Below are 26,172 nucleotides of genomic sequence, written 5' to 3'. Positions count from 1 at the left end.
GGCGCACAGCTCCGAGCCGAACCCTGCCGCTCCGGGAATCCTCTCCCGTCGCCGACGGTGATCGGCGCCGGGTACTGAGCACGACCGCACGTGCGGTCCGGGAACACGGGAGACGACAGTGAAGGCAATCGCGATCCAGACGTACGGAGGTCCTGACGGCCTGGCTGTGGTCGACCTGGCGGATCCCGCACCTGCCGCCGGACAGGTACTGATCGCCACCGAGGCCGTGGGCGTCGGTGGAGTCGACACCGTGATCCGAAGCGGGGCCCTGGCCGCCTACGGCTTCAAGGAGGGCCACATCCCCGGCAGTGAGGTGGCGGGCACCGTGACCGCGGTCGGTGACGGCGTCGACGCCTCGTGGATCGGCGGGCGGGTATGGGCTTTCACCGGCACTGGCGGAGGATACGTCGAACAGGCTCTCGCGCCGGTCGAGGAGATCGTTCCCCTGCCCGTAAATCTGTCCGCAGTCGATGCGGTGACGCTCGGGAGTTCCGGCGTGGTGGCCCATTTCGGGCTCCGCCACGCCCACTTCGCTGCCGGGGAGACGGTCCTGGTGCGTGGCGCGGCCGGCAGCATCGGGATCATGACAGTGCAACTCGCCGCTCGCGGCGGCGCCGTCGCGGTGGCGGTCACCACATCCTCGGCCGAGCGCGGTGAGCAGCTGCGGCGTCTCGGCGCGACCCACGTGCTGGACCGCTCCGGCGAAGGAGGGGAACAAGCTCCCGCAGGCTATGACGTCATCATCGACGTGGTGGCCGGCAAGGACATGCCGTCGTTCTTCGACCGGCTCAACCCGAACGGCCGCATGGTGTCCGTGGGCGCTGTCGCAGGCCAGCCACCGGCGGACTTCGGCACGAAGATCATGGCGGCGTTCCAGAAGTCGATGTCCTTCGCCGCTTTCAGCGCGGCCACCGTCACCGGAGACGACCGGCGTGCCGTGCGGAGCGAGCAGTTCGCCGCAGCGAGCCGGGGCGAGATCGAAACAGTGGTGCACGAGGTGCTGCCACTGGACGCAGCCGTGTTGGCGCACGAGAAGATGGACGCGGGCGAAGTCTTCGGCAGGATCGTGCTGACACCGTAGGCGAAGGTGTGCACGCCCGGATTGCCACGGTCCCCTGTGCAGTCGAGGCGAGGGAGCCCAATGTCGGTGCGTGAGGGCAGAGTTGGTACTCCCTCGCGACGTGCGCTCCACGTGTGGACCGACGATCTGCTGAAGTGGGCGCCGCGGTTCGGGTCATGGCGGCCGGCCGTGGGCATGGCGCCGCAGCTGAGCGTGCCGAGCTGATGATGCCGGTCCTGCGTTGCCGCAGGCGGACCGGCCGCCCCGCTGCAGTTCATCTACAGCACCAGCACGCAGGCCCTTGAGCGTGGCGAGATCACCACGCCGTGCGTCGGTGGGTCTGTCGGCCCGGCGCCGTGGCGAGGGCGACCTGCTGAGCGTCGGCCGGTCCCGCGGAAAGAGGGCCGGGGGAGTGCATGGCGATCAGCCTGGCACGCGGGCCTGACACTCAGCCTGGCACGCGGGCCTGACACTGCGCGGGTCTTCCCGGTAGAACCGGCGGTGTCGATCACACATGCCCGCGCCCACCGTGCGTAGTGCTTCCCTGAAGACCCGAAGCGCCGGTCACGGCAACACCGCGATGCCAAGCAGCCGCAGGCCTTACTGATCAGTTCAGCAGGTGACGACCTTGCCGTAGGAGCCGCGGCCCCAGTTCCACTCCCACTGCTCACCAGGCTGGTAGGTGAGGCATGGCGAGTCGTTGCCCCAGTCGATGACGACCTTCAGGTGCATGGCCTCGCTGCAGTTGTTGGTGACCTTCACGTACTTTCTGTGCTTGATGACGTCCCGCTTGACGCAGGCCGGGGCCGTGCCCTGGATTGACGCCGCCGATGCCGCCGATGCCGCTGACACCGCGGGGGCAGTCACGAGGCCGGCGCCGAGGAGAGCCGATGCCGCGACGAGGCTGCTGGCGAGACGCTTGCGGTACTTCATGTCCGGTTCCTTTCGTTGGGCCAGGAGGCCGAGAGATACGTGTCGTTGCAACGCAGACTCTGCCGAACGTTTCGGGTCCAGTGCCACAGACAGGGCTGAAGTACATCCTTTCGGGGATATCACCCCGCTGACGTGACCCGGTATCGGGGCAAAGAAGCAGGCTGTGAAGCTGCTCGATCTGCTCGGCTGTGCCCGTTTAAACGAGTGGTACCCCAAAGCGGAGCGAGGCGGATGCCGCCGGTGCGCGCGCGGATGAGAGTCGGCCGAAGCGGAAGTCTTGGTGACATCCAGAGGCTCAGAGTCTGAATGGCTCACCTGAGTCTGAATGGCTCACCTGAGTCTGAATGCAGCGACCAGGCGCCCCCCGTGGCACCGGTGTCAGTACGCACAGACAATTTCGGCCCGTTGGGTCAGCCGGTGCTGTCCAAGCCCATGACGAACGGTGTCAGTTGTCCGGTGATGAGGCCACTCAGCCGATCCAGTTGCGGAAGCGGGCGTGCGCTAGCGGATCGTACGGCGCCCGGCAGAGCCTTTCAGCCTCGGCCTTCGGCCGTCTGTGGAGGTGGGCGCGACGCCTAGGACTTTAGGGTTGAGGCCGTGACGTGGAGTGAGGCGGAGTATCTCGATTGTCTGGAGACGGAGCGGCGCGGCTATGCCTGGGTGATGCGGCAGCATGGTGGATTGACGCCGACGCAAGCCAGAGAAGCTGCGCTGGAGTGGTACCCGTACGAGTCTGATGACGTGCCGTGCCGTGGACTCACCTTTCACGATGAGGCGTGGCACTGGGCGATGCTGGCGATCCACGGTGATCGGTATTGGGTCGAACACCCTGAACTGACCGACCCGTCACCTGAGTACCGGGCCCTGGAGTGAGCTTTACCGACCCGCACACCTTCGACCCCGGCCGTCGGCAACCTGAGCGCCTCCACCACCTGCCCAAGAGCGCGCTTCTCCCCTTCGGGCTGGGTGCGTAGCGGTACATCGGCGAGACCTTCGGCTGGACCGAGATGCTCACCGCGCTTGCTGAGATCTGCTCCCGCTGGCGACTGGGCCCAGTGCTGGGCCACACCCGTCGCGAAGTTCCACCGGTCAACCCGCGCGCCGACAGTCTGCCTAGGGCCATCAAAGCCCGGCGCTGAGCGCGACGATGGGCTGCCGGTGCGAGGGCCGCACGGACCCGGCGCACAGGAATGACACGCATCGGGCCGCCGGTCGGTCGCGCGACGACCTCAGTGGCGTCCGCCGACGCGGCAGCGCGAGGGCCGGGAGGAATCGGAGACGGGAGCCAGGCGTTGACGCACACGTGGGCGATATATCCAGGTACGGCCATGAGGAAGGCAGCCTCTCCACCGCCGCGGCCGCCCGCACGCGCCTCGCGGCCGACCGCGCCGACACTCTGGTGCGGGCGGCCGCGCTGGGCCGTGACTTCGACGGATCGTCGAATCAGACGGAGACTTGTCGGACAGAACGTGCTCCGGCCATGGGGTCATGGGGGGGCGGGCTTCGATGTCCACGTAGACGGTGGGCCAGCGGCTGCTGTCCGAGGACCGCGACGGACAGCTGTGCCCGGCCGCGGCGGACAGATTGATTGCCAACATGGTCCGCGCGCACTGACCGTGGCCCTGGACGAGCGTGACCACACGGCTCTTCGTGTCCGTCATGCGGAGTTGAGCCGTACGCCCCACCAGAACTCCCTGCTCGAAGCGGCTATGTGCGGGAGTGACGAAGGACTGCCGCCCGAAGACACGTCAGAGGACCAAGAACCGCCCGTGAGGAAGCCGCAGGGTCAGAACCGCGGGGCCCGTTCCCCCGACGCGGTCAGGATGAACTGAGCGTAGGAGTCGGCGTTCATCAGGGCGCGCCGACCCATGGCGTACCAGTTCGGCTGCCGGTCGGAGTCCTTGTTCTGGCCGCTGTACTCGGAGGGGTCCCGCAGGGCGCGCTTGCCGAGCATGGCCGCCTCGCTCGCCGCCGCCGCGTCGGGCAGGACCGAGGCCATCTCGGCGTTGAAGTCCTCCTCCTGCAACTCCGAGGCGCGCGCGCTGTACTGGTAGTCCAGTGTGCCGGCGAACCGGTGGGTCGCCTCGTGGATGATGTACCAGGCGTTCTGACCCTCGTCGGTCAGATTGATCGGTCCGCTGCGGCCAGCGTCCATGGTCGGAAGGTCCTCGCTCTTCTGCTGGTCCGGGTTGGTCACGCGGTTGTACACGTCGTACCAGCTGGAGCCGACCCAGCCCGCGACTCCGCGGGGGACGTTGCTGTCGCCCACCAGCGCGATCTCCGCCCCCTGGGCGTTCAGCCCTGTCTGGATGCGCCGCACGACCTCGACGATCCGCGGCAGGAAGGTGGCGATCTGCTCGGGCGTCGCGGCCCGGAACGCCGGGAAGCCCGACTGAAGGCCCGTCAGCAGCTGGCCGCCCGGAGCGTCTCCCGCCGCTGCCAGCATGGCGAGAACCGTGGAGATGGCCTGCTTGGCCTCGACGAGGGCCCGGCGAGTCTGAGACTCGCGCTGCGGGTACTGGCGATCGGGGATGGTGCCCTTCTTGGTGACCTTCGCGTTCGCGCTGCTGTGCACCTGCTGGGTCGCGTCGTCGTAGACGTCCCCGTGCCGCGGTGTGCCCTGGCCGTGGATGCCCAGCTGGGCGGAGGTGCGGACGTCGTCCGGACTGCTCCTGTTGCGCCAGCGGATCTCCTGGCCGGAGCGGGGGTCGTTGAAGCTGGCGGCCTGGTCGAACTCCCAGACCGCGCGCTGGACCGCAGGGCTGCCGGAGGACCCACCGTTCAGCATCTCGACCGTCCCCGCGACCGGGACCCGCTGGGTGGTTTGCTCCGCACCGTCCGCCTCCTGAGCGACCGCGCGCTGCGCGACGACGGACGGCGCGGTGGTCGCTCCCGCGGTGAAGGCGGCGCCGTCGGCGGCGGCCGCGCGCTCCGAGCCCTGCCCCGGGTCGGTGACCGTGACACCGGCGCCGTTGTCGTTGCCCGTCTCGCGGATTCCCCGGAGGTTCTTGTCGAGGTGGCTGGTCTCGTGGGCGAGGATCTCTGTGTCGCCGACTGCCGACGAGCCGAGGAAGATGTGTCTTCCGACCGTCATGGCCTGCGCGCCCAGCGCCGCGGTGGCCCGCTGGGCGGTCGCGTTGTCATGGACGCGGCCCGCGGAGAGGGCCTCGTTGCCATAGAACGCCTTCGCCTTGGTGAGGAAGGGAGCCGGGAGCGGGCTGCTCGGCGTTGCCATCGCGGCGTCGACAAGGCTGCGATGGGCCGTGGCGTCAGTGTCCTCGGCCACGTCGTGCCCATGGCTGCGGCTTGTGGTCTCCCGGCGCTGGACGGCCGGCTCCGCGTGCCCGCAACCCGGGCCGTGCTCGTGCCGCTCCTGCTCGACCATGCGGGCCACCGCGGCGTTCCCCGCCGTCTGTTGGAGGTCCAGCATCCGCTGGACCGGCGCACTGGGCCGGATCACGCGGTGGGCAGTGTCCCGCTCGTCCGACGACCGGCTCCGCTTTCCCCGCGCGTACATGACGTTCCCTTCGGCACCTCTAGGACTGACCGTCCATCTTTACAAAAGCCCCCCGCCGATCACAGGTCCGCGAGGGCAGTTCCCGGGGCAGCTGTGACGGACAGTTCGTCCTGTCCCCGGGCCTCGGTGAGGGCGGGAGCAGAACCGGTCGGGGTCGTGCTCCGAGGACCCTGACTTCAAAATTTTCGCCCGCACACCGTCGCGGCGGGGATGCACGGCCAGCACGTCCAGAAGATCACGGCCATCCCCGGCGCAAAGGCTGATCACCGTCAAATCAGCGTTTGCCCAGCGTCGATGAGTGGCTCGACCATGGACCGCAGCTGGGCGGCGTTGACCTCGGTTTCGTCATCCGCAGAGCCGAGCCGGAGCACGTCCACGACTGTGGTCCAGGCGTGCGGCCCGGCTCAAGAACCGCGACGAAGGAGTACGGCCGGCCCGGAATGAGCTGGTCCGAGGCACGGCCGTTGCGGCCGTGGGCGTAGCAGAAGAGCCGTTCCGCGGAACAGGGCGCGTCCGATCGCAGCCACGGCGACACATCCACGGCCAGGACCGGCCGACCGTCCGAGAAGTGCGGTAGCGGCAGCTTTGCCAGCATCCGACGCAGCCATTCGATGTCGATTCGACCGTGGTTGAGGCCGCCGTACAACTCGCTGTGCCCATGCCGGTGTTCGGGCAGAAGAGTCAGTTCGACCGGCGACCTGACCGGGCCGTCCGCGCACAACACCGCGTCACACAGCGCGAACAGCTCACCGCGCCGAGCGGCCAGGCAGGCATACGCGGTCTTCTCGGTGGGGTCGATGGTGAGTTGCCAGCGCATCTTGGTGGCGATCCAGTCGGTCACGTAGGTGCGGCGGTCTCCGGTGCAGAGCGGGAACTGCTCGGAGATGTCCTTGTCGCCCTTGGCGCGGTTCGTCTTCGCGGAGACGGCGAGCAGCGATCGGGGGTCGCCGAGGTCGTCGGTGTGGGTCACGCGCTCCATGACCGGCCAGGTGGAGGCGCCCGACTCCCGGGCTTCGGCGAGCGGGACCAGGTGGTCGATGTCGAGGTTATGGGCATCGTCAACGTAGGTGGGGTCGTAGGCGGAGAACCATGCGCCGCCGCTGATGTGGCAGGCGTCGTCCACCTTGCTGAAGCTCATCTGCGGAAGCAGCCGGCCAGAGCCTCCGGCAGGACCCGGTCGACGTCCCGGGACGACGACCCGGAGGCCGTGGCCGTCGGCGCCGACGCTGCCGTCGTCGGCCGGAACGGTGATGCGGTCCGGTCTTCCGGCGAACATCCCGCGCTGCCCAGCGCGAACGGTACGGCGCCCGGACAGAGGGCACCTTGAGCGCCTTGAACGCGGCTGTCCCTCCCACGGGAGCTCCCTCCCGCGAACGTAACAGCGAGCCACCCGGGCGCAGCCGACTCCGCCGGGAGATCGACCTGGCGACAGAGTCCCGGTCACGTCATCGTGCGGAGGGGCTCCGGTGCGCGACCTGTGCCGCACAGTAGTTCCGCACCCGCGCGTACCGCTCCGCCGGATCCCCGTAGTACGACCACGGTGTCGTGCCCGCGTACCCGTCCACTGCACGGAACTGCTCCAGTGCCTCCTCGTACCGGTTCTGCCAGTACAGGAAGTGGCCGAGCATGTGGCGGGCCGGCGGGATGTGCCGGTCGTGCGGGTCCTTCGCGTGCGCCGCCGCCACGTCCGCGAGCGTCGCGTCCGTCGCCGCGACGATGTGCGGCTGCTGGTAGTACGTGCCCGGATTCAGCGTCTCGTCCGTGATCTCGTACTCGAAGTACGCGTCCAAGACGATCGTGGACAGGAGCTGCCCGGGGGCGCCCTTCGCAGCGGCCGCCCTGCCGAACTCCTCCGCCGCCTCGTGCGAGCCCCGCCACTTCGCGCACCAGTACTGGAGCGCCGAGTGGTGCGCGCCCACGTGGTATGGATCCCGCTGCTCCACCTCGGCCCAGATCGCCTCGAATGCCTCGTGGTCGTAGCCGAGCCCCATCGCCAGCGGCAGCTCCGCGATGAACGGGCACGGGTCGTCGCCCGCCAGCGCCCGGGCCGCGGCGAACGCCTCGCGGGCCTGCGCGAGGACCCCGTGGAATCCGGCGAACTGTTCCCGGGTCGTGGCCCCCGCGAGGCCGCCGCCGCGGACCTCCCACGCCAGGTCGACCAGCGACCGGGCGTTCACGAGCGCCGCCCCGGGGTCGTCGCGCCGCGCGGTGCGCCAGGCGAGCAGCCAGCCGTCGTCCGTGACCGCCTCCGCGGCGAGGGCGTTGGAGCGGCGGTTGCGCTCCGCCCAGTCGCGGCCCGCGTCCTCCAGATACGCGGCCCCAGCTTGCCAGTTCCCTGCTCGCACAGCCGACTTGACCCGCTCGAACCGCGGGTCAGGGGCCATCGCCGCCTCGCCATCGATCTCCTCGGTCGGCACAAGACCGAACTGCCGGGCCGCCGAAGCGAGTTGCTTGTCGCTGAAGGACCCGACGCGGTTCGGGTTCGTGCCGCGCCGGTTGCGGAAGAGGCCCATCAGATCGACTCCCGCTCTCGCGTGCTGTCCGTCGAACCGGCCGGGTTCAGCAACTGCCGCAGTCCGGTGGTTTCCGGCACATCCGCCACCGCCGCGTCCAGGGCCCGGGCCAGCCGCGCGTCGGAGGCATCGTGCAGCCGCAGCAGCGCCGAGTCCGACCAGGACAGCTCGAAGTGCGCGCCGCCGCGGGCGATCAGCTCGGCGACGGTCAGGTCGCGGAGCAGGTCGTACAGCCGGGGGCGGACGAACTCCCGGGCCGCCCGGCCCGTCGCGGCCGCCGCCTGCGCGGACTTGGGCAGCCGGTCCGCGACCTGCCACAGCGCACCGGCGTCGATCGCCGCGAGCACCGAGTCGAACGAGCCGTCCGCGCCGGTCACCTCGCGCACCGCCCGCCGCAGCGGCTGCGCGGCCCTGCCGACGTACGTCGTCATCGACTCGTGCACGAGCTGCTCCCAGTCCGCGGCACGCCGCATCGTGAGCGCCTCCGTCGTGAGCGACACCCGTTCGAGGGCGGCGAACGCGGCGGCCGGGTCGTCCAGCAGGCCGAGCGCGGGCCCGGCCGCGCCCGCCGCGCGACCGTCGTCGGGGAGCTGCTCAATGCGGGCCACCCGGTCGGCGATCGGCGGGTGCGTGTCGTACGCGGAACGCTCCTCGCGCGGCAACCCACGGCGCAGTTCGCCCAGTTCGGCCGAGCGCGCCTCCAGGAAGAGGTGCAGGCCGCCGTAGACCTCTCCCTGCGGCGGCAGCAGCCGCGCACTCGCGCCGAGGCTCGCGTACGACTGCATGTAGAAGTCGAACGCGGCGTCCAGGACCGGGACCTCGCGCAGTGCGGATCCCGTCGCGGCGCGGCCCGCGATCCGCGCGGCGGCCAGGTCGGCGGCGTACTCCTGGCGGCGCATCGTGCCCCGCATGGACCGCACGTAGAACGTGCCGTACCAGAGGAAGGGCTTGGCGGCGAGGCGGTAACTCAGGCCCGCCGAGCCGGTGTTGATCTGCCGTGCCGACTTGCCCTTGGCGATGCGGCGCGCCTCTTTCTGCTCCGCCTTCACCCGCTCGTCGTCCACCTTGGCCGCCGAGCGCTGCATCAGCGTGGAGACAGTGCGGGAGATCCGCTCGAAGCCGTGCCGGTTGATCGCGCCGAGCCGGGTGTCGGCGTTGGAGTAGTGGCCGAACTCATGGGCCAGTACGGAGATGAGCTGCGCCTCGTCGAGACCGCTCAGCAGCGGCATGCCGACGAGCAGGACCCGCCGCCCGGTGAACAGGCCGAGCAGCCGCGATTCCTCGTGGACAGCGGCGTTCACGGCGGGCATCAGATAGATCTCGTCCGGCGCGCGGGTGCCCGTCTGCTCGGCGAGCCGACGCACGGCGGCCCACAGCCGAGGCTCCTGCTGCTCGTCGACCCGCAGCCCGTCGGCCGGCGGCTCGAATCGCGGGCCGCGCACCGCGAACATGCCCTGCACGATCGGCCCGGCGACGACCAGACTGAGGAAGACGATTTTCAGCGCGGCGATGCCGTGGCCGCTGTCCGCGACCAGCCACCAGTCGGCCGCGCCCAGGGCGCCAAGCATGACCAACCCGACCAGATAGAAGCCGAGCAGCAGCACGAGAGCGCGCACGGCGCGCAGAGTAGAGCCCATCGGGCGGTTCCCCCCACAGGAAAAGAGCCGACCTCACGAGGCGAGGCGAGCCGCGAGCGGGCAGGCCTCAGCAAGGCAGGGTCAGCAAAATAGATGTGGGGGGAACGGGAGTATGGCACAGGGCGAGTGCCATAGCGAGGCCGGGCTCCCGTCGGTCGCCTGGTGCTGCTTTCCCGTTTGGGCGCGTATATCTGCTGGTAGTGGGCGTCAGGGATGCTCGGAGTGGATGCTGAGGGATGGTCCTGTGGGCGCGGCCGTGCCGCGATGAGGAAGAGCAGAGGGTCGTGCACCAGCTGGTGCGGGCCCGGAAGGCCCCGCGCGACCTGGCGGTGCGGGCCCGGATGGTTCAGCTGAGCTGGTCCGGGCAGCGGGTGCCGACCATCGCGGACACGCTGGGGTGCAGCGCCAAGACCTCGCGCTGCTGGCTTCACCGCTTCAACTGCCGTGGGATCGCGGGGCTGGAGGATTTGGGCGGGCAGGGCCGAAAGCGTCGGATCACCGAGCAGGAACGCTCGCGGGTCATCGCGCTGGTGAAGACGTTGCCGCCGGGCCGGCTGCGATGGGAACCCGTCGACGAGTTGTGGGCGCCGGACGAGCTGGGCCCGGCGGAGTGGACGTTGTCCACACTTGGGAGTCCGGGGCGACGACCGGATCCCAGCGGATTTCGGTACCGAACGTGGAGGCGGCCTTGTAGAGCGTGTTGAGCACGATCAGACTCTCGGCGGTGAGTGCTCCGATGCGAACCGTCCATACCTGGTCGCCGGGGTCATAGGTTCCGATCGAGACCAGAAGCCGGCGCTGTTCGTCCACGCGGGGCTGGCGCAGTGTCGGGACGTGCAGGTGGCCTCCATCAGCCACCGGGGTGAGGGCGCAGCAGAAGACAGAGGCATGGCAGGACCGTAGGTGACACCACTGACGACCAGACCGCCACGAGGTGTGCGGTGTCGGCCCGCACGCCGGGTGGGAGCGGGCGTAGATTCGGCCAGCGCGTTGACCGGTGTGACGTCACCCATCGGACGGGTTTGCTGATGAACCCGCAGAGTCCCGGGGCCATGAGTTCTACGCTGCGGCGATGAGGAACTCCCAAGCCTTCAAGAGCGCCGTGGCGCAGACCCTGGCCGAACTGGCCCGCCAGGGGGTCACGCTGGGGCCGGCCGCCGTGGAGGACGCCATCGAGGAACGCATGCAGGCGATCGCCGCCCAGCTGGGCACCCAAGTCGCCTCCACGTGGCGGTACTTCGATGCGGCCGCGTTCGCGGACAGCCTGGCCAAAAGCGTCCGCGATTTCGAGCAGGGTGCCGAGGACGCGGCCGGGATCGGCCAGGCGTCGATGCCTCCGCTCGACAATCCCGAACTCGCCCTGGTCCTCGCGGGGGTGCCCGATTCCATGGCACATACGGGCGGCGACCTGTTCCAGGTCATCGTGAACGTCGCGGTCAACGCCTGGATGGCCGGCCACATCCATGGCGAGGACGGCTGCGAAGGCTGCGAGGCCTCCCGCGGCCCGGCCGGACACGACTGGGCCCGGCGCATGCGGCAGATCGAGGACATGCAGCCCGGCATCGGCAAGTGGTTCGACCGCGACGCGTGGACCACGGCCCTGAACAAGAGCGGATTCCAGGTCACCCGAGGGTGACCGCGCCCTGTCCGTTCTCTGCTTGCGACACGGCCGCTTCGGCGCCGGTCGGAACCTACGCTGGAGACCTGACCGGGGAGGCCGTCATGGACAAGCCCACCGAGCCCGAGGAAGACAAGCCCCGGCCCGACTACCCGCCGAAGACCCCGCCGCCCCCGAAGAAGCCGCCGAGTCCGCCTCCGCCCGATGCGCCCCGCAGCGACCTCCTGGCCGGCCTTCCCGTCCCGCAGCGCGCGGGCCGCGGCGGGCATCCCGTGATGAGAAACCGCCGCGGCGCCTCGTGGTCGCTGGAATCCGCGGTCTGGACACCGGGCAAAGCCGCCCGGCACGTCACAGCGCAGCTGACCGCCTGGGGTTTCACCGCCCCGAAGGCGCTTGAGCAGGTGGTGCGGTTCTTGGCCGGCACGGTCATCGCGGACGGCGGCCGTCGCGTCAGCGTGCACCTGTCCGAGCAGGGCGGCCTGGCCCTTGTCCTGTGCCTCAGCCATCAGCAGGTCGAGGACGGCGAGACGACCGACGTCCTGACCGCCCTGCGCGAGCTGGGTACCGACAGCTGCGGCATCGAAATGACCGCCGAAGGACGGCAGGTCTGGGCGCTGCTGCCATTGCAGGCCACCGCCTCCACGCCTGCCGGACGTACGGCCTAGCTGCGAGCCTGTCCTTGAACTCCCGTCGTCCGCGCGAAGCGCGGGCCTGCCGGACGCCGGCACAGGCGCGGGTCAAGGACAGGCTCCCGAGCAGACGGTGTGACCGCGGTCCGCAAGCCGAGCCACTGCTCGGCGTCCCAGGCGTGGAAGCGCTCCACCTCGGTGAATCCGAGCTTTGCCGCGAGGCGTGTCGAGCCGACGTTGGCGGTCTGGGTGTGAAGCACCACCGGTTCGCCAGGAAGGACGCCGTCGAGCCAGTCCAGTGCCGCCGCACACGCCTCGGTGGCATACCCGAACCCCCACGCTTGCGGTAGGAACAGGTAACCGAGATCGACTTTTCCCACAGCAGCCGGGCGACTGTGCTCTGGTGCTCTCCTCAGCAGGATCTGACCGATCATCGCCTCCTCGAGCTCAACGACGAAGCTCCCGGGCCACCGTTCAGGCACCCCGGGCATCTCGTGCTCAAGATCTTCGCGCTGGCGGGGGCCTCCGAGGTAGGTGCCCACCTCCGGCGACGCCAGCAGCTCGATGAATGCCTCACGGTCTCGGGCCTCAGGCGCACGGAGCACGAGCCTCTCGGTCTTGATCGGGGCAGGTGGCCAGGCAACGGGACCGAGGTCAGTCATGACGGCCAGCTAAGCAACAGGATTGGTCACGATCAAGAGCTGGGCCTCAATCAACCCACCTGCCCCGACTCGTCCTTGCGCTCTCGCCCTGCTCCTACGAGCCCGCATCGTCCTGGGGGTTCAAGGGCTTCCCAATAACGAAGTCAAGCCGCGGCGGGCGCTGTTGGTGGGATGGGTTCGTAGCAGGTGTTGTCGCGGTTCATTGCCCAGAGGACGTTGAGCCTGCGACGGGCCAGGTCCAGAACAGTTTGGACGTGGCTCTTTCCTTCGGTGCGTGTGCGTCGGTAGTACTGCTGTGAGGCGGGGCAGGTGCGCAGGCTGAGCATGGCGGCGAGGTAGCCGCGGTGGTAGCGGCGCGGCCGGTGCAGGTTGCCGTGGACCCGGCCTGAGTCAGGGGGCACCGGTGCCGGGCCGGCGAAGGCGGCCAGCCGGTCCGCGGTGCCGAATGGTTGCAAGTCACCGCCGGTGGCGGCGAGGAATTCGGCGCCCACCCGGAAGCCCATGCCGGGCATGCTGTCGATCACTTTGGCGTGTGGGTGCTGGTGAAAGCAGGCCTCGATGAGGGCATCGACCTCGACGGTTTCGGCATCCAGGGCCAGGACGCTGACGGCGAGCCGGGCCACCATCACGGCCGCCAGGTCCTGTCCGGCGCCGGGGCATCCGGTGCACCATTCCGGAACGCGCTGATCAGACAGGACATCGCAGCCGCCGTGGGTCGGCTGGCGGGCGGCTGCCGGTCTTCGACCGGGAGGATTACAAGGCCCGGCACGCGGTCGAGTGCGGCATTAACCGGCTCAAGCGCAATCGGTCGGTAGCCACGCGGTTCGACAAGTTGGCTGTGCGCTTTGAAGCTGTCATCCATGTCGCGGCGATCAACGAATGGCTGTAGTCGGGCCACCATCGACCCGTGCGATGCTGGCCCGGTTGGGTGTCGGCGCTGGGAGGGGCGGCTCGATGGGGAGCAGGGGTTATGGAGTGGTCAGCGAGAACGGTGACCACATCGACGGTGCCTCCGAGGACGCCCTGTTCGAAATGATCAGCGAACTCAACGACACGGACAACACCTTCATCGTCGTTGAACCTGACACGGAAGATCCGACCTGGTTCGCCTCCGTCGCTGTCCTGGAAGGACAGGGCTTCGAGATCGCCTGCCGTGACCCGGCCTATCGCGAGCACAAGGTCCACACGGACACCAACATCGGTCGCATCGCGCTTGACCTGATCGTCTGGCTAGCAGCACGTAACCTTCCCGGGCAACCAGCCAGACCGGTCCCTGAAATCTAAAACACGGCCTGGGCGATCAACGCCTACGAAATCTTGCAAGACCCGTTAAATTGACAGACCCGCCCTTCGCCGCTGGTCGATCGCGGCGATGTGCTGCTCAAACCGGGCGAGACGTCCCGGCTGATCTACTGGCCGCGACGCCACCGCAAGTACAAGGGCAAGGGACGCGCTACGTTCGCTTGGAGCGACGATCGCGACCTGGTCCTCCGCGCCCACATCCAGCTCCAGGCTCCCATCGTGCTGATCTGGGGCAATCTCAACACCCATCGAGCCGAGGGAATGCGCGAGTACGCGGCTGCACACGACTGGCTCACCATCATCCAGCTGCCCTCGTACGCGTCGGACCTGAACCCGGTCGAGGGCGTCTGGTCGCTGTTACGGCGTGGGCCGCTGGCCAATACCGCCTTCACCGACGACGAACACCTCGAACGCACCCTCCGCGGGGACTGCGCAACATCCAAGTCCGCCCTGACCTGATCGACGGCTGCCTTGCAGGCACCGGATTCACACGCACCCAACAGCCGACAACAACCCCAAGAGCTCAGCAGTCATCCTCGTGAACCGCGTCGGTTGAGGCGTCAGTCGGGGTGCTGATCAGCTGCTGGAGGTGGTGAATGAAGTCCGGGTCTTCCAGACGGGAGTCGGTGACACGGTCGCGCACATCGGTGAGGAGCCACTCCACCAGCTCCGCGGTGGCGTGGTACTCGCTGTGGAACCCCAGGCTCAGGTCGGTGATCTTGTACTCGAACAGCACGTCGCCCATCAGGTCCGCCAAGTGCGCGTCGGCGGCCGGGGTCCGGGTGGCGGTCCATATGTCCAGCCAGGGGCGCAGGCTGTCAGTGGCGACGGTGATGAGGCCGAGGGCGTCCCTGATGGACACTGGACTGGGGTGGGTGTGCAAGGTGGCCTGCCACCATGCGTGCCAGACATTGCGAAGAGCGTCGGCCAGGGGCGCGTCCCAGGTGCTCCAGCCCGCCTCGGCCAAACGGGTGGCAATCAGCTCCTCGGAGACGTGGAACTGACCGGCGACAAGGGGGCGGATGATGCGCGGCACGAGACGACGGTAGAGACGCGGGAAGTCGTCCCAATGGCTGGGCACCTCTGCGGCGGCCGCGGAGACCATGTCGTCGGATATGAGGTGTAGCGGCCTGGAGAGTTCGGCGAGTCCCACCTCGCCGTAGCAGTACGTGCAACCACCGACGAGGAACGGCTCCTCAGAGGCGAAGGCGCGGTCCAGTGCATCGAGGGCTGTCATGAGTTGCTGATGGTGTGACATGGCTACCCGCCGGGGACTCCGTCCGGATGACCGGCGAAGATCGCAGATTAGCAGGCTGTGTCCGGGCTGATGCTGCGGGCTGAACAGTCACTACCCGACTACCACTCGAAAGTCTCAGTAACTGAGACGCGTTCTCCGACCGCCCCGCCTACCTGGCCTGCCGCACGAAACTAAGTGGTCGGCTTCGGAAGTCCTCCGGGGGTTGATCGAGTTGTCGGCGCGACGGAGGATTCTTCCTGTCGATCGGCGAGTGTGTGTCGGTCGGGTCTGGCCAGCAGATCGTCCAGATCGGAGGTGGTGAACCTCCACTGGCACGGCTGTGCCGTGGCGTTGTAGCGGTCTTCGAATGCTCGAGCCGGTCCCGGACCTGGGGCAGGTCGGGGAAGTCGATGGGCGAGACGACCTTTCTCGTCGCTGGGGATGACGTACTCGCCCGCGCCCAGCGGTTTGCCGTCGAAGGTACGGGCGTACAAGTCCGGGACCCGCTGGGCCGTGGCGCGGGAGTCCGGGTTGCGGATGAAGATCCAGGACCGGTGCTGCCAGGGCTTGATCGCGTTTTGGTGCAGCCAGCGGCGCACCGTGGACGCCGAGATGCTGTCGGTGATCCCGCGCGCGGTCGGCTCGGTGGCCAACTCCGGGCACGATCAGCGCGACAGCGGGATGCCGGTCTCGGCCGGTAACTGGCAGGCGAGGGCCTTGGTCTCGGCGACCTGCACCGGGGTGAACCGGGCGGGGGCGCCCCGAGTGTCTGGCGTCGGCCATGGCTGGCGGGCCGCCGTGGGAGAACCGGTTTCGCCACCGACCACCGAGTCCAAGTGCAGGCCCGTCTCCCGGGCGATCCGGGCGTTGGAGTGGCCCCGCGCCACGTGCACCACCACCTGCGCGCGGATCCGGGCCTGGTGCGGGGTCTTGTGACCGAAGGCCGCCTTCTTCAGGCGCTGCCGTTGCGAGGCGGCCAGGGTTATCGGGCAGACGGCGGCAACGGGCAAGGCAAGCAAGCCGATCAGCAGATGTGGATCTTACTTGCGGGGGTCCGAAGCGCCCAGCCACCACGGGGCAGGATGGATGCGCACCTACCCTGCCGGGACCGGCCAAGGCCCCTCCCTCATTCAAGAGCTGACTGCCCACGCCTCCTGGTCTCAGCTCGCGGGCCTGGCCGTCCGCCACGACAGCGGTCCCGGCCAGGGACTGTGCCCCTGGACGATCCGGACTCGCCCCGGGGCATCGACGACGGGAGTTCGGATGGGTGAGAGGGGGTCAGGAGGTCGGCGTGGCCAAGTAGTCGCCGCGTTCCAGGTCTTCTAGCAGTGTCGGGTGGATGGGAGACCATCCGAGCAGTTCCTGTGTGTAAGCACTGGAGACGGGCGCGTCGAAGCCGTAGACCCTGGCCATGAACGGGCTGGCGTAGTGCCTGGCAGCCTCGTCGGGGGTCAACGAGATCGTGGGCAGGTCCAGGCCCCGGGCGATGGTCTGCGCGATGCTCATCATGGTGACGCCGCTTTCGGCCGCTCCGTGCAGCACACTGCCCGCAGGAGCCTTCTCCAGTGCCAGGCGGAACAGGACCGCGGCGTCGAGCCGGTGCACTGCGGGCCACCGGTTGGTGCCGTCGCCGACGTAGGCCGAGACGCCGGTCTTTCGTGCGGTGGCGACGAGCATGGGGATGAAGCCGTGATCTTCGGGACCGTGGACGGTGGGAGCGAGGCGGACCACGCTGGCGCGTACTCCCCGGAGGGCGAAGTCCAGACAGGCCCGCTCACCCTCGATACGGAAGGCGGCGAGCCCGGCCGTGTCGGGTTCGTCCTTCTCGGTGGTCTCCCGGCCGGCGGGCATCACCAGCGTGCCCGAGGTGATGACAAGCGGCTTGCCCGAATGTTCCAGCGGCTGGCCGAGGGCCTCGATCGCGGTCCGATCGCGCCTCGTCATGTCGTCGAGGTCGGAGAAGTCACCGCCGTAAGCCATGTGCAAAACGCCGTCGGCGGCTTCGGCGCCGCGGCGCAGGCTGTCGTGGTCGTCCAGGGAGCCGCGGTGTGGTGTGGCGCCCAGCGACTCCAGCCGGGCGGCGGCGGCATCCGAGCGTGCCAGACCAGTGACGTTGTGCCCGGCCGCGATGAGCTCGGCGACGACGGCGGGGCCGGTCTGGCCAGAACCACCAGTGGCAAAGATATGCATGAAACGCTCTCCGTGGGTGTGTGCACCGGGGCCGCTGAAGGGGTCCGGTGTGGGTGAGGCAGGAATGGGCTGCCGTCGAGGGCAACTGCGCCGCAACGTGTCGCCTGCGCATCCCGTCAACGCCTGCGAGGCGCTCGGGCTCCGACGACCGCCGCGCATCGCCTACCAGGCCAGCGGTGCGGCGAAATTACGGTACGTGGTGCTCGGCGAAGACCTTGATCGCCTCGACGGCGATCGGACTGAAAGGTCTGGGTCGCTGCCACCAGCGACGAGAACCTCCCACTTAATGACAGTCACTGGCGCCAAGTAGCGCCAGTGACTGACTTTACGTAGCGCCAGTCACTGGCGTCAAGCGGTGTCAGTCACTGGCGTATGCGGTATCCTCAATGGGTGCCACGAAGCGGAAGAGAAGCGCGCCACCGCCTTCAGCAGGCGGCTTTGGAGCTGTACCGGGAGCGCGGGTTCGATCAGACCACCACGGCTGAGATCGCCGCCCGGGCGGGCCTCAACGAGCGCACGTTCTTCCGGCACTTCCCGGACAAGCGCGAGGTGCTCTTCGACGGGGAAGCCGACCTGCGTGCCGCGCTGGTGCGGGAGGTTGCCGGCGCCCCCGATGGCCTGCAGCCACTCGGTATTCTGCTGTGCGCCTTCCGGAAAGCCGGACGAATCCTTGAGGACAACCGTCCGTTCTCCGAGCCACGGCTGGCGGTCATCGCCAAGACGCCGGCCCTCCGAGAGCGCGACTTGGCCAAGGCTGCAACCCTCACCGAAGCCGTAGCGGAGGCGCTACGTCAGCGCGATGTGCCCGACCGGCTGGCCGGCCTGGCCGCACAAACCGGCTGGGCCACCTTCCACCACGCCGCCCAAGCCTGGATCGACGACCCCTCACAGAGCTTGGACGCACATCTCCTCCAAGCCTTCGACGATCTGCACGCCCTCTTCGTGACCGTCCCACCGGAACGGGCGCGGCCTGAAAGCTGATACCGCTCCGCCCGCGACCACCTATCACCACGAGCAGGCGGGTTACTCGACCTCGACGAAAGTGGGAGTCGAACCCGCCACCACCTGGGGCTTCGCCCTCTATCTCGCCAGCGGCGACAGGTACGAAGACGCCATCCTGCCCACGGGCAGCTTCGTCCGTAGCCCCAAGGAAGCCCTGGACTGCGCCTGCAAGCCTCTACCTCGCCATGCCAGAAGTCCGACAATCGCTACATGCGACAACGGCTCCGGAGTCAACCCCCGAAGGACTTTCGGAGCCGACCGCTCAGGGGGCGGTGGGGGTGCCCCTATGAAGCTTCTATGTCTCGTCAACCCCCAACTTCGCTGCGGTGGCGTTGAGGTGGCGGTAGAGGCGTCGGGCGAGGTAGCGCTTGAGGCAGCGGCGGATCTCGCGGTCTGTCTTGCCTTCGGTCCGTCGGCGGTCAACGTAGGCGCGGGTTGCCGGGTGGTGCACCATGCGGACCATCGCGATGACGTTCAGAGCGCGGTTGAGACGCCTGTCGCCGCAGCGATTGAGGCGGTGGCGTGTGGTGTTGCCGGACCAGCCAGATGAAGACTCACAGTCTTTGGTCAAGGGAAACGGGGGTGCGTCGGGTCGGCGAGCCGGGCAGCATGGCGGGGTGGCTGATCTGCTGTGGGATGACGTGAGTTCGTTGTTCGACCCGGACTTGATGGGGTCGTTGCCGGACGTGCGTGTCCCGAATACCTCGGCCCGCCGGCTCCCGCAGAAACGTGAGAAGACCGTGCTGCTTCTCCACGGCGCTCCCCAGGCCCGGCACGCAAGGTGCTGAGGCCGCTCGCGGAGGCCGGCTACCGGGTCATCGCCCCGGACCACCGCGGTGCCGGCGCGTCGGCCAAGCCGCGCGACGGCTACGACAAATGGACCATGGCCGGCGACCTGCACACCTTGGTCCACGACCACCTCGGCCTCGACGGCCCGATCTCCGTCGTCGGACACGACCTCGGCTCGATGCTCGCCCTCGGCGACGCCCTGCGCTACCGAGGCGACGTCGTCAGCCTCACCACCATGGAAGCGCCGCCGCCAGGCACCGACTACTACGAACAGCGCAAGACCGCGAAGAGGGCCTGGCACTTCGACTTCCACGCCCACCCCGACATCGCCGTCCACCTCACCCACGGCCGCGAACGCTGGTACATCACCCGCTTCTTCGACGACCTCACCTACCAGCCCGACGCGAACACGAACGCGGACATCGACGTCTACGCCCGCGCCTTCGAGGCCCCCGGCGCGATGCGCGCACTGTGCGAGATCTACCGCGCACTCGACCACGACGCAGCCGTCCACCGTGCCGGCGTCGCCGCCGGCGGCAAGCTCACCGTGCCCGTCCTGGCATCCGGCGGCGGCGCCCAGGCCCTCGCGGCCAACTACCAGCCCATGGGCGAGGAGATCGCCGAGAACGTCACCGGACACCTCGTCCCCGGCGCCGGCCACTGGGTGCCCGAAGAGAACCCGGACTACTTCACCTGTATGTTCCTCGGCTTCGGCGCCGCTGCCCGCACCCGCTGACCAGCCCGCGCCCCCATCACGCCGGCACCCCGGACCGAAGGAGAATCAGTAGCTGTGCCAGAACCGTCGGTCTGTAACTCCCTGTGAGATCGGGATGTCATTGGGGGAACCGACACAATCCTCGTGCAGGCGCGGCGGACCACCTTCTGCCGACGGTGAACACCGGCCTGACCTGGCTGGATGGTCACTACGGTCCAGCCTCATGACGATCACAACACATACGGTCGAATACCCGGCCGATGCACTCGCGATGATCGGGCACCTCGCGCTCCCTGCCGGTGATGAGCGTCGGCCCGCAGTCCTCATCGGGCCTGAGGGGATGGGGCTCAGCGACGTCGAGCGCCGCCGGGCCGATGCCCTGGCTGAGCTGGGATACGTGGCACTTGCCTTTGACCTCCACGGCGGGCGCTATTTGGACATCCCCGAGGAGATGCTGGCCCGTTGCATGCCGCTTCTCGCAGACCCCGACCGGATGCGGGGCATTGGCCATGCGGCACTCGAGGTGCTGCGCGCCGAACCGCGGGCCGACATCGAGCGGGTCGCCGCAATCGGCTACGGCACCGGGGGCGCGGTGGTGCTGGAACTCGGGCGCGATGGAGTCGACTTGCGCGCGATCGGTACGGTCAACGCACTGACCACGGGCCGACCGGGCGAGGCGGCACGCATTCGCTGCCCCGTGTGGGCTGGGGTCGGATCGGAAGACCCGATCATGCCGCCCGCGCAACGGGAAGCGTTCATCGCCGAGATGCGGGACGCGGGCGTCGACTGGCGTTGCGTGGTCTACGGCGGGGCCCTGCACGCCTTCCACCACCCACCGGTCAACCACCCCACACCCCCGGGCGTCGGTTACCACCCACGACACGCGCAGCGAGCCTGGCGCGACATCGTCGACCTGCTCGCCGAATGTCTGCCCGTAACAGAGTGATCAGATCGGCTTCTGGCGCTCACTCCTGCCCTGGGGCAGCTCCGGAGTCCTTCAGAGAGCTCTAGCAGCGGAGTGGGTCAGCACGCTCACCACCGTGCTTCTCGGAAGTTCTGGTGCGGGTCGTGCCTGTGTCAGATCCTGTGACATTGCACATTCGGAAGGAAACGGGCTGCTGAGCGCAGTCGAGCGGTAGGGCACTGTCCGGTGGAGGGGCGGTCGGTGCAGGGGGCACCTGGAGGATCTGTGGAGCGCGGTCGGCAACCCCCGCCAAGACGCCACACTGCGCCAGCGCGCTGAGGCGGAACGGGAGCGGCAGGTACGGGAGAAGCAGCAGCATGAGCGGGAGGCGGCACAGCACGAAGCGCGGCGCCCGTCGTGCGCGCGGTGCGGGGAGAAGCTCACGGACGACCGGTGGCACATCGCCGAGACGTTCCCGCAGCCGGACCACAAGTGGCGGCCCGGCCTGTTCGAGCGGTGCCAGCTCCTCGCCCTGCAACAGGAGAAGGAGCGGGAGCGCCAGGAGGCCGAGGCGAAGGAGCGGGAACAGGCGGAAGCGGCCCGACCGTGCGGCCTGTTCCGCCGCCGGTAGACACTCGCCACGGTGGGAGCGCGCTGCTGTCGGTGCGGCAATCGCTGTTCATGCTGGCCGAGGACATCGGGCTGAATTACCGGACGGTGGAGTCGAGGCGCTGGACGGCGGCGCACTGGCCGGCGGAGAAGCGTCGTCCGGATGTCTCGTACACGATCCACCGGACCTTGGCGCATATCGAGGACGAGGACGAGCGGTTCACCGCGATCCACGAGCCGCCTCCGCACCCGCGTACCGGCGTGCGGATGTGGACTCCCGTCCAGGCCAATCGGTGGGTCGGCCACCAGGTCGCCAAGCCCGCTCTCGCCCCAGGAGAAGAACAACGCGATCCATGCCCTGGAGGGCGTGAGGCAGACAGCCGCAGCCCCGGCTGCGGCTGCTCTACGGTGCGATAGGTCTAGGTGTCTCGTCCGGTGGGGAAACGGCGGGTGAAGGTGACGTGCTGTTGCTCGGGCTGGCGGGTGGGGGAGTGTTGGCGGGGACTGATGGGTCGTCCCGAGAGAGGAGCCGTGGCAGCACGAGGAGGACTGCTGCCAAGGCTGCGGTCAGAAGGACTACCGCAGCCTTGCGCAGTCCGGGGTGGTCGACCATCCGTGCGCGGGTCGATGGTGGGAACGCCGGGCGGAGGGCGGTGACTTGGTCGGCCCGGGCGCGCAGTGTGGCGCGAAGGCGGTCCTCGACGGCTGTCATGGCGACTCCTTCAGTCTTCTGGCCAGAGCCGTGAGTGCCCGGCTCGCTGTGGACTTCACCGCACCCCGAGACAGGCCCAAGGTTGCTGCGATGTCCGCTTCGGACATGTTCGACCAGTACCTGAGGACGAGGACCTCCCGCTGGCGCACGGTGAGCAGTCTCAATGCTCGCAGCACTTCCTGGTGTTCTTCCTTGAGGAGGATCTCTTCTTCCGGTGGTGGGGCGGGGAGGATGCGCGGGGGGATGTATGCGCGCACGGTGCGCCTCCTGCGTAGCACGTCCCTGGCGGTATTGACCACGCTGCGCCGTATGTAGGCCCCGGGGTCGGCGATGTGGTCGAGCGCGTTGCCGTGTCGTCGATAGAAAGCCGCGAAGGCTTCCTGGACGACGTCCTCGGCTGTGGGGATGTCGTCGACCAAGAGGACGGCCAGGCGCACGAGGTCGAGCCTGCGGTGGCGGTACAGTCCGTCGATTTCTTCCGACGCCGTGCCGGACAGCCGGCCCTCGAGATCCGATCTGTTTCGGTCGGGGGAGAGGCGGGCCAGTAGCCATCGCCACCGGCTGCGCGGGAAAGCACCTTCACAGGCGGAAACGGCAGCCATCAGTGCCTTTTCCTCGCGGGCGGGGTGGTGACGTCCTGATGCTGTGTGTGTCGGCCGTCATCCGGTCCGGGGCGCCGTGGGGGCGTCGGGCGGATGCTGCCACGGATGGTTTCCCAGCGGGTTATTTCTGGCATATGCGTCAACCTAGTGCGTGGATCGAGGGGTTCAGGGCTTTCAGGGGGCCCTCTCCTGAGTAAGGACGTGTGGGGCGCCGACAGGTTGCAGTTCACCGCGCGGCGCTGGCGTGCGGCTGTGGCGTGGCCTGGCCGTCTCCCGCTTTCGGAACATTGATCGTCGCAGCCTGCAACCTCGGGCAGGTCCGTACGTCTGTCAAGGCGTAAGAGATGTTCCGATCCGGTGCGGACGTGCGTGTCCGGCATGCGCAGGACACGTCGCCGTCGGATGTGAGACCTGAGGAAGACTGTGCTGAAAGTCAGAGCCGCTGCCGCCGCCGCGCTGGTGTGCCTGGGCCTGGTGTCGGGCTGTGAGAGCCCGGCCGGCGGGGCCGGGCACGACCCGGAAGCGGGAGCTGCGACGTCCACCGCGCCGGTGCCCTCCGGGGCACGGACCAGTGCTCCCGCGCCGCCGCCGGATCATGAGCCGGCCTCGTACGAGCCGAGCTCTCCCGATCGCACCGTGCGCACGGCACGGGGGTATCTCGTCAACACGTGTGTGCCCAAGGACCTGAGGAGCAAAGCCACCACGCTGACGACCAGCGACGGGGTGCATCTGTCGGCGCTGGTCCTGGGGGAGGGGCCCGACGGTGTTCTTCTGGATCACGAGCAGGGCTACAGCATCTGCTCGTTCGTCGACATCGGGCGGCAGCTGGCGAAGCGCGGCTACCACGTGGTGATCCCCGAGTACCGCAATCACGGTGCGTCCCAGAAAACGGCCGTCAACGAGCACATTGACCGAGATGCCCGTGCCGGACTGGCGGAACTGCGGCGTGTCGGCGCGAAGAGGGTGTTCCTGGCGGGAGCGTCGTGCGGGGGAACGACGGCAGCGGTCGCCGGGGTTGACACGCCCTTGCGGGTGGTGGGCCTGTTGATGATGTCCTCGCCTGCCCGTTGCCTCGGGGCGGACGGCGTGGCGGCGGTGAGGAAGTTGAGCGTTCCGACGCTTCTCGTGGTGTCGCCCGGTGACATGCAGGGCGCGGTGGAGAAGCAGGTCCGTGAGGTCTATGCGGCCTCCGCTGCCCGCAAGAAGGAACTGGTCATCAACAAGAGCGGTTTCCACGGAACGGACATGATCAAGCGGGCAGGTGCTTCAGGGGCCGCGTTGCAAGACCGGGTCATCCAGTTCGTGATGGATTCCTACGCCGCCGCCCGCTGAGGACGGACTTCACCTTCACCCCGGGCAACGGCCACGAGCGGGACCGTACGCTCCGGGCCGGCCCTGCACTCACCGAGAGAGACATGATGAAGCGACACAAGCGCACGAGGGCTTCGGCTCGTCTGCTGGGCCTGTCGGCTGCGGTGCTGTCCGCCGCAGCAGCGGCCTTCACGTATACGGATGCATCCGGTGCCGCGACACCGAACGAGGCGACGGGACGGAGCACGGTGCGTTCGTCCGAGTCCTCCACCAGGACAGTCCGCTACGACTTGGGCAATGAGGCCTGGCGCCTGCCACAGACCGGTCAACCGGTCGAGCTGACCGGGGTGGTGCACTACCCCGCCGACCTGGGCACGGGGCGGCATCCACTGATTGTGATGCTGCACGGCCTGCACGACACCTGCGCCGACCGGGAGGCAGACGCAGCGCGCACAGCTGCCGAGCACGATGGTGACGACGCCGCGTATGAAGCTGCCAATGCCAAGCTGTCCGCCTGGCCGTGTGCGTCGGGAACACCCGTCATGCCCAGTGAGCGCGGATACGACTACCTGGGCCGCAGGTTGGCCGATCAGGGGTTTGTCGTGGTCTCGGTCGGCGCCAACGGCATCAATGCCTCCTCCGTGTGGGGGGACGACAATGCTGCCACGCGGGCGGATCTCATCAACCGGCATCTGCGCATGTGGCAGAAGCTCAGCTCCAAGGGCAACGGTGAGCTCGCCGGGAAGTTCGCCGACCCGGTGACCGGAGCGGCGCGACGCGTCGGCTTCGCCCACCACGTGGACATGGGCAACGTGGGGATCATGGGGCATTCCAGGGCAGGCGCCGGGGTCACCTGGCAGGCGGCTGACAGCCATCGAGGGCAGTGGCCCGAGGGTGTTGAGGTCAAGGCGGTGGCCGCTGTGGCGCCCGCCTACAACGTGATGACGGAGGACATGTCCAACTACACGATCACCAAGACCCCCTTCGCCACCTTCCGGGGAACATGCGACGGACAGGTCGGCGGTGAGGCACTCTGGTTCGCGGCCGACGCTGCCAAGGGAAACCGGAGCGGCTTCTACCGGTTCGCGATCCACGGGGCGAACCACAACTACTTCAACACGCAGTGGTCGCCCCAGAGCCGTCAGGTCGCGGCCTCCGACGACGCCACGCCGGTGGAAGGTCATCCCGGGCAGTGCACTGACCGTGAGGGTGCGACGCCGGCCAGGCAGCTGACCGAGCCACAGCAGCGCCATGTCGCCGCCACGTACCTCGGTGCCTTCTTCCGCCGCTACCTCCTCGGCGACACCGGGCAGGACCAGGTACTGACGGGAGTGCGGCATCCCGACGCGGCCATCACCGATGTGGACGTCACCACCGCTGCTCCCTGAACGGCAGCTGTCTGCGTAAAGGGTTCTCCGTTCGCGCACCGCCGGTCCACAGGACATTTCCTCGCCTCGTGTAAGGAGCAGCAACCACGTAAGCGTCCCAACTTCGGTGCACCCCGCATGCGTGCGACGGGAATCGGCTCTCCCACCACACACCGGCCGTCGGACGGTTCCGGCGGCCGACCCTTTGGGAAGTATGCGGATCGGGGCGCCGCTCGTAACAGCCCAGCGATCACGCTGAGAACGGAGTTTTCAGTGACTCTTGCCCACGTGGCGCGTGCGGGTCAGGAGCAGCAGTTGGCCTGGATTGCCGGAAGCGTTCACCACATCATGCTCGACGCGGCCGCCACGGCCGAGCTGCGCTGGAAGCTCACCGCCGACCCGGCCGAGATCGCCGCGTTGAGCAAGGTGGCGGATGGGTGCGGGTACGCCCCGTGGCCTACGAGCCCGCCGCTGAAGAACACGGAGGAGCTGTCCGCGCATCTCTGATCGGGGCAGGGGCTGGCGCTCCTGCACATGCCGTGGCGGGGCCGGATGATCAGCTTCCGGCCCCGCACGGTGCGGGGCCTGGCCCCCTCGCGCTGCGTACGACAGCCGCGCAGTCCTGGGGCGTTAGTGAGGCGTTAGCGCTCAGCGACCGGACGGTAGCGGTACCGGGCAGAGTCGTTGTCGTACCGGGGAAACAACGACACCGACCGCTTCAAGGGGATCCGACATGCGTGCCACCACCACCGCCCGTATCGCCAGCCGCCGCAATCTGCGGATCGCCGCCGCGACCCTGACGGCGGTGGCGGGGCTGTCCCTGACGGCCTGCTCCGGCTCGGACACCGACGCGGCGAGCGGCG

The 26,172-nt window shown here is 68.6% G+C and carries 23 protein-coding genes and 5 pseudogenes; 15 read left to right on the top strand and 13 right to left on the bottom strand.

All coding sequences use genetic code 11. The annotated features are described in order from the left end of the window. Window positions 1-118 precede the first annotated feature (118 nt). Window positions 119-1,081, top strand: coding sequence for a zinc-binding dehydrogenase (locus tag AB0J02_RS22360; protein WP_363195487.1), 963 nt, complete (start codon window positions 119-121; stop codon window positions 1,079-1,081). Between the two features lie 591 nt (window positions 1,082-1,672). On the opposite strand, the gene AB0J02_RS22355 is transcribed toward AB0J02_RS22360, so the two are convergent. Then, window positions 1,673-1,993, bottom strand: coding sequence for a hypothetical protein (locus AB0J02_RS22355; protein ID WP_363195486.1), 321 nt, complete (start codon window positions 1,991-1,993; stop codon window positions 1,673-1,675). A 597-nt stretch (window positions 1,994-2,590) separates the two neighbouring features. On the opposite strand from AB0J02_RS22355, the gene AB0J02_RS22350 reads away from it, so the two are divergent. Beyond that, entirely contained in the window at window positions 2,591-2,866 is a 276-nt protein-coding gene (locus AB0J02_RS22350) for a hypothetical protein (protein ID WP_363195485.1), read from the top strand. Between the two features lie 913 nt (window positions 2,867-3,779). Here AB0J02_RS22350 and AB0J02_RS22345 read toward each other — a convergent pair. The 4 genes and pseudogenes from AB0J02_RS22345 to AB0J02_RS22330 all read right to left on the bottom strand — a co-directional run bounded on the left by AB0J02_RS22345 (window position 3,780) and on the right by AB0J02_RS22330 (window position 9,639). Continuing rightward, window positions 3,780-5,453 carry a DUF4157 domain-containing protein gene (locus AB0J02_RS22345; RefSeq protein WP_363195484.1) on the bottom strand — a complete coding sequence of 558 codons (1,674 nt, stop codon included), beginning with the start codon at window positions 5,451-5,453 and terminating at the stop codon, window positions 3,780-3,782. Window positions 5,454-5,791: 338 nt separating this feature from the next. Beyond that, a pseudogene (locus tag AB0J02_RS22340) lies at window positions 5,792-6,327 on the bottom strand (transposase); the annotation flags it as partial. Window positions 6,328-6,955: 628 nt separating this feature from the next. Next, window positions 6,956-8,023: a hypothetical protein gene (locus AB0J02_RS22335; RefSeq protein ID WP_363195483.1), complete on the bottom strand. Its 1,068-nt coding sequence runs from the start codon at window positions 8,021-8,023 to the stop codon at window positions 6,956-6,958. After that, complete coding sequence (locus AB0J02_RS22330; protein ID WP_363195482.1) at window positions 8,023-9,639, bottom strand: M48 family metallopeptidase; 1,617 nt, start codon at window positions 9,637-9,639, stop codon at window positions 8,023-8,025. The genes AB0J02_RS22335 and AB0J02_RS22330 overlap by 1 nt, the downstream gene beginning before the upstream one ends. A 257-nt stretch (window positions 9,640-9,896) precedes the next feature. Here AB0J02_RS22330 and AB0J02_RS22325 point away from each other — a divergent pair, with 257 nt between their 5' ends. From AB0J02_RS22325 to AB0J02_RS22315, 3 genes are all read left to right on the top strand, one after another. Further along, entirely contained in the window at window positions 9,897-10,364 is a 468-nt protein-coding gene (locus AB0J02_RS22325) for a helix-turn-helix domain-containing protein (RefSeq protein WP_363195481.1), read from the top strand. Between the two features lie 368 nt (window positions 10,365-10,732). Then, window positions 10,733-11,296, top strand: coding sequence for a hypothetical protein (locus tag AB0J02_RS22320; RefSeq protein ID WP_363195480.1), 564 nt, complete (start codon window positions 10,733-10,735; stop codon window positions 11,294-11,296). 86 nt (window positions 11,297-11,382) lie between these two features. Next, on the top strand, window positions 11,383-11,943 hold the full coding sequence (locus AB0J02_RS22315; RefSeq protein WP_363195479.1) for a hypothetical protein: 561 nt from the start codon (window positions 11,383-11,385) through the stop codon (window positions 11,941-11,943). 95 nt (window positions 11,944-12,038) lie between these two features. Here AB0J02_RS22315 and AB0J02_RS22310 read toward each other — a convergent pair. Together AB0J02_RS22310 and AB0J02_RS22305 are read right to left on the bottom strand one after the other, a co-directional pair. Then, a pseudogene (locus AB0J02_RS22310) lies at window positions 12,039-12,569 on the bottom strand (GNAT family N-acetyltransferase); the annotation flags it as partial. 143 nt (window positions 12,570-12,712) lie between these two features. Next, window positions 12,713-13,216 (bottom strand): annotated as a pseudogene (locus tag AB0J02_RS22305) (transposase); the annotation flags it as partial. Here AB0J02_RS22305 and AB0J02_RS22300 point away from each other — a divergent pair. From AB0J02_RS22300 to AB0J02_RS22290, 3 genes and pseudogenes are all read left to right on the top strand, one after another. Next, window positions 13,213-13,458 (top strand): annotated as a pseudogene (locus AB0J02_RS22300) (transposase); the annotation flags it as partial. The pseudogenes AB0J02_RS22305 and AB0J02_RS22300 sit on opposite strands and share 4 nt — an antisense overlap. 65 nt (window positions 13,459-13,523) lie before the next feature. Next, window positions 13,524-13,853 (top strand): hypothetical protein, encoded by a 330-nt coding sequence (locus AB0J02_RS22295; RefSeq protein WP_363195478.1) that lies wholly within the window; start codon window positions 13,524-13,526, stop codon window positions 13,851-13,853. Between the two features lie 90 nt (window positions 13,854-13,943). Further along, window positions 13,944-14,330: a transposase gene (locus AB0J02_RS22290; RefSeq protein ID WP_363195477.1), complete on the top strand. Its 387-nt coding sequence runs from the start codon at window positions 13,944-13,946 to the stop codon at window positions 14,328-14,330. A gap of 64 nt (window positions 14,331-14,394) precedes the next feature. On the opposite strand, the gene AB0J02_RS22285 is transcribed toward AB0J02_RS22290, so the two are convergent. The 4 genes from AB0J02_RS22285 to AB0J02_RS22270 form a co-directional block, all read right to left on the bottom strand. Then, window positions 14,395-15,129 carry a hypothetical protein gene (locus AB0J02_RS22285; protein WP_363195476.1) on the bottom strand — a complete coding sequence of 245 codons (735 nt, stop codon included), beginning with the start codon at window positions 15,127-15,129 and terminating at the stop codon, window positions 14,395-14,397. 170 nt (window positions 15,130-15,299) lie between these two features. Beyond that, the gene (locus tag AB0J02_RS22280) at window positions 15,300-15,761 is read right to left on the bottom strand and encodes a hypothetical protein (protein WP_363195475.1); all 462 of its coding nucleotides are present in this window, start codon (window positions 15,759-15,761) and stop codon (window positions 15,300-15,302) included. A gap of 12 nt (window positions 15,762-15,773) precedes the next feature. Further along, a complete protein-coding gene (locus AB0J02_RS22275) occupies window positions 15,774-16,127 on the bottom strand; it encodes a hypothetical protein (RefSeq protein ID WP_363195474.1) in 354 nt (117 codons plus the stop codon). A gap of 259 nt (window positions 16,128-16,386) precedes the next feature. After that, window positions 16,387-17,298, bottom strand: coding sequence for an SDR family oxidoreductase (locus AB0J02_RS22270; protein ID WP_363195473.1), 912 nt, complete (start codon window positions 17,296-17,298; stop codon window positions 16,387-16,389). A 390-nt stretch (window positions 17,299-17,688) separates the two neighbouring features. Between AB0J02_RS22270 and AB0J02_RS22265 the strand changes: the two genes are divergently transcribed. Next, window positions 17,689-18,279 (top strand): TetR family transcriptional regulator, encoded by a 591-nt coding sequence (locus AB0J02_RS22265; protein WP_363195472.1) that lies wholly within the window; start codon window positions 17,689-17,691, stop codon window positions 18,277-18,279. 316 nt (window positions 18,280-18,595) lie between these two features. Here the strand turns inward: AB0J02_RS22265 and AB0J02_RS22260 are convergent. Further along, window positions 18,596-18,838: pseudogene (locus AB0J02_RS22260) on the bottom strand (transposase); the annotation flags it as partial. A gap of 243 nt (window positions 18,839-19,081) precedes the next feature. Between AB0J02_RS22260 and AB0J02_RS22255 the strand changes: the two are divergent. The 3 genes from AB0J02_RS22255 (at window position 19,082) to AB0J02_RS22245 (ending at window position 21,734) form a co-directional block, all read left to right on the top strand. Further along, window positions 19,082-19,825: an alpha/beta fold hydrolase gene (locus tag AB0J02_RS22255; protein ID WP_363195471.1), complete on the top strand. Its 744-nt coding sequence runs from the start codon at window positions 19,082-19,084 to the stop codon at window positions 19,823-19,825. 202 nt (window positions 19,826-20,027) lie between these two features. Then, the gene (locus tag AB0J02_RS22250; protein ID WP_363195470.1) at window positions 20,028-20,750 is read left to right on the top strand and encodes a dienelactone hydrolase family protein; all 723 of its coding nucleotides are present in this window, start codon (window positions 20,028-20,030) and stop codon (window positions 20,748-20,750) included. 639 nt (window positions 20,751-21,389) lie between these two features. Next, window positions 21,390-21,734 (top strand): DUF6192 family protein, encoded by a 345-nt coding sequence (locus AB0J02_RS22245; RefSeq protein ID WP_363195656.1) that lies wholly within the window; start codon window positions 21,390-21,392, stop codon window positions 21,732-21,734. A 291-nt stretch (window positions 21,735-22,025) separates the two neighbouring features. Here AB0J02_RS22245 and AB0J02_RS22240 read toward each other — a convergent pair whose 3' ends face one another. Then, entirely contained in the window at window positions 22,026-22,631 is a 606-nt protein-coding gene (locus AB0J02_RS22240) for a SigE family RNA polymerase sigma factor (protein WP_363195469.1), read from the bottom strand. Between the two features lie 423 nt (window positions 22,632-23,054). Here AB0J02_RS22240 and AB0J02_RS22235 point away from each other — a divergent pair, with 423 nt between their 5' ends. The 3 genes from AB0J02_RS22235 (at window position 23,055) to AB0J02_RS22225 (ending at window position 25,816) form a co-directional block, all read left to right on the top strand. Beyond that, window positions 23,055-23,963 (top strand): alpha/beta hydrolase, encoded by a 909-nt coding sequence (locus tag AB0J02_RS22235; RefSeq protein WP_363195468.1) that lies wholly within the window; start codon window positions 23,055-23,057, stop codon window positions 23,961-23,963. Window positions 23,964-24,046: 83 nt separating this feature from the next. Further along, window positions 24,047-25,330, top strand: coding sequence for an alpha/beta hydrolase (locus tag AB0J02_RS22230; RefSeq protein ID WP_363195467.1), 1,284 nt, complete (start codon window positions 24,047-24,049; stop codon window positions 25,328-25,330). 252 nt (window positions 25,331-25,582) lie between these two features. Further along, the gene (locus AB0J02_RS22225) at window positions 25,583-25,816 is read left to right on the top strand and encodes a hypothetical protein (protein ID WP_363195466.1); all 234 of its coding nucleotides are present in this window, start codon (window positions 25,583-25,585) and stop codon (window positions 25,814-25,816) included. Window positions 25,817-26,172: the final 356 nt, after the last annotated feature.

This window comes from Streptomyces sp. NPDC050264 (assembly GCF_040655895.1).
Lineage (GTDB): Bacteria > Actinomycetota > Actinomycetes > Streptomycetales > Streptomycetaceae > Streptomyces.
The sequence above is the reverse complement of the archived record's forward strand: the minus strand, read 5'-3'. Positions and strand labels throughout refer to the sequence as shown.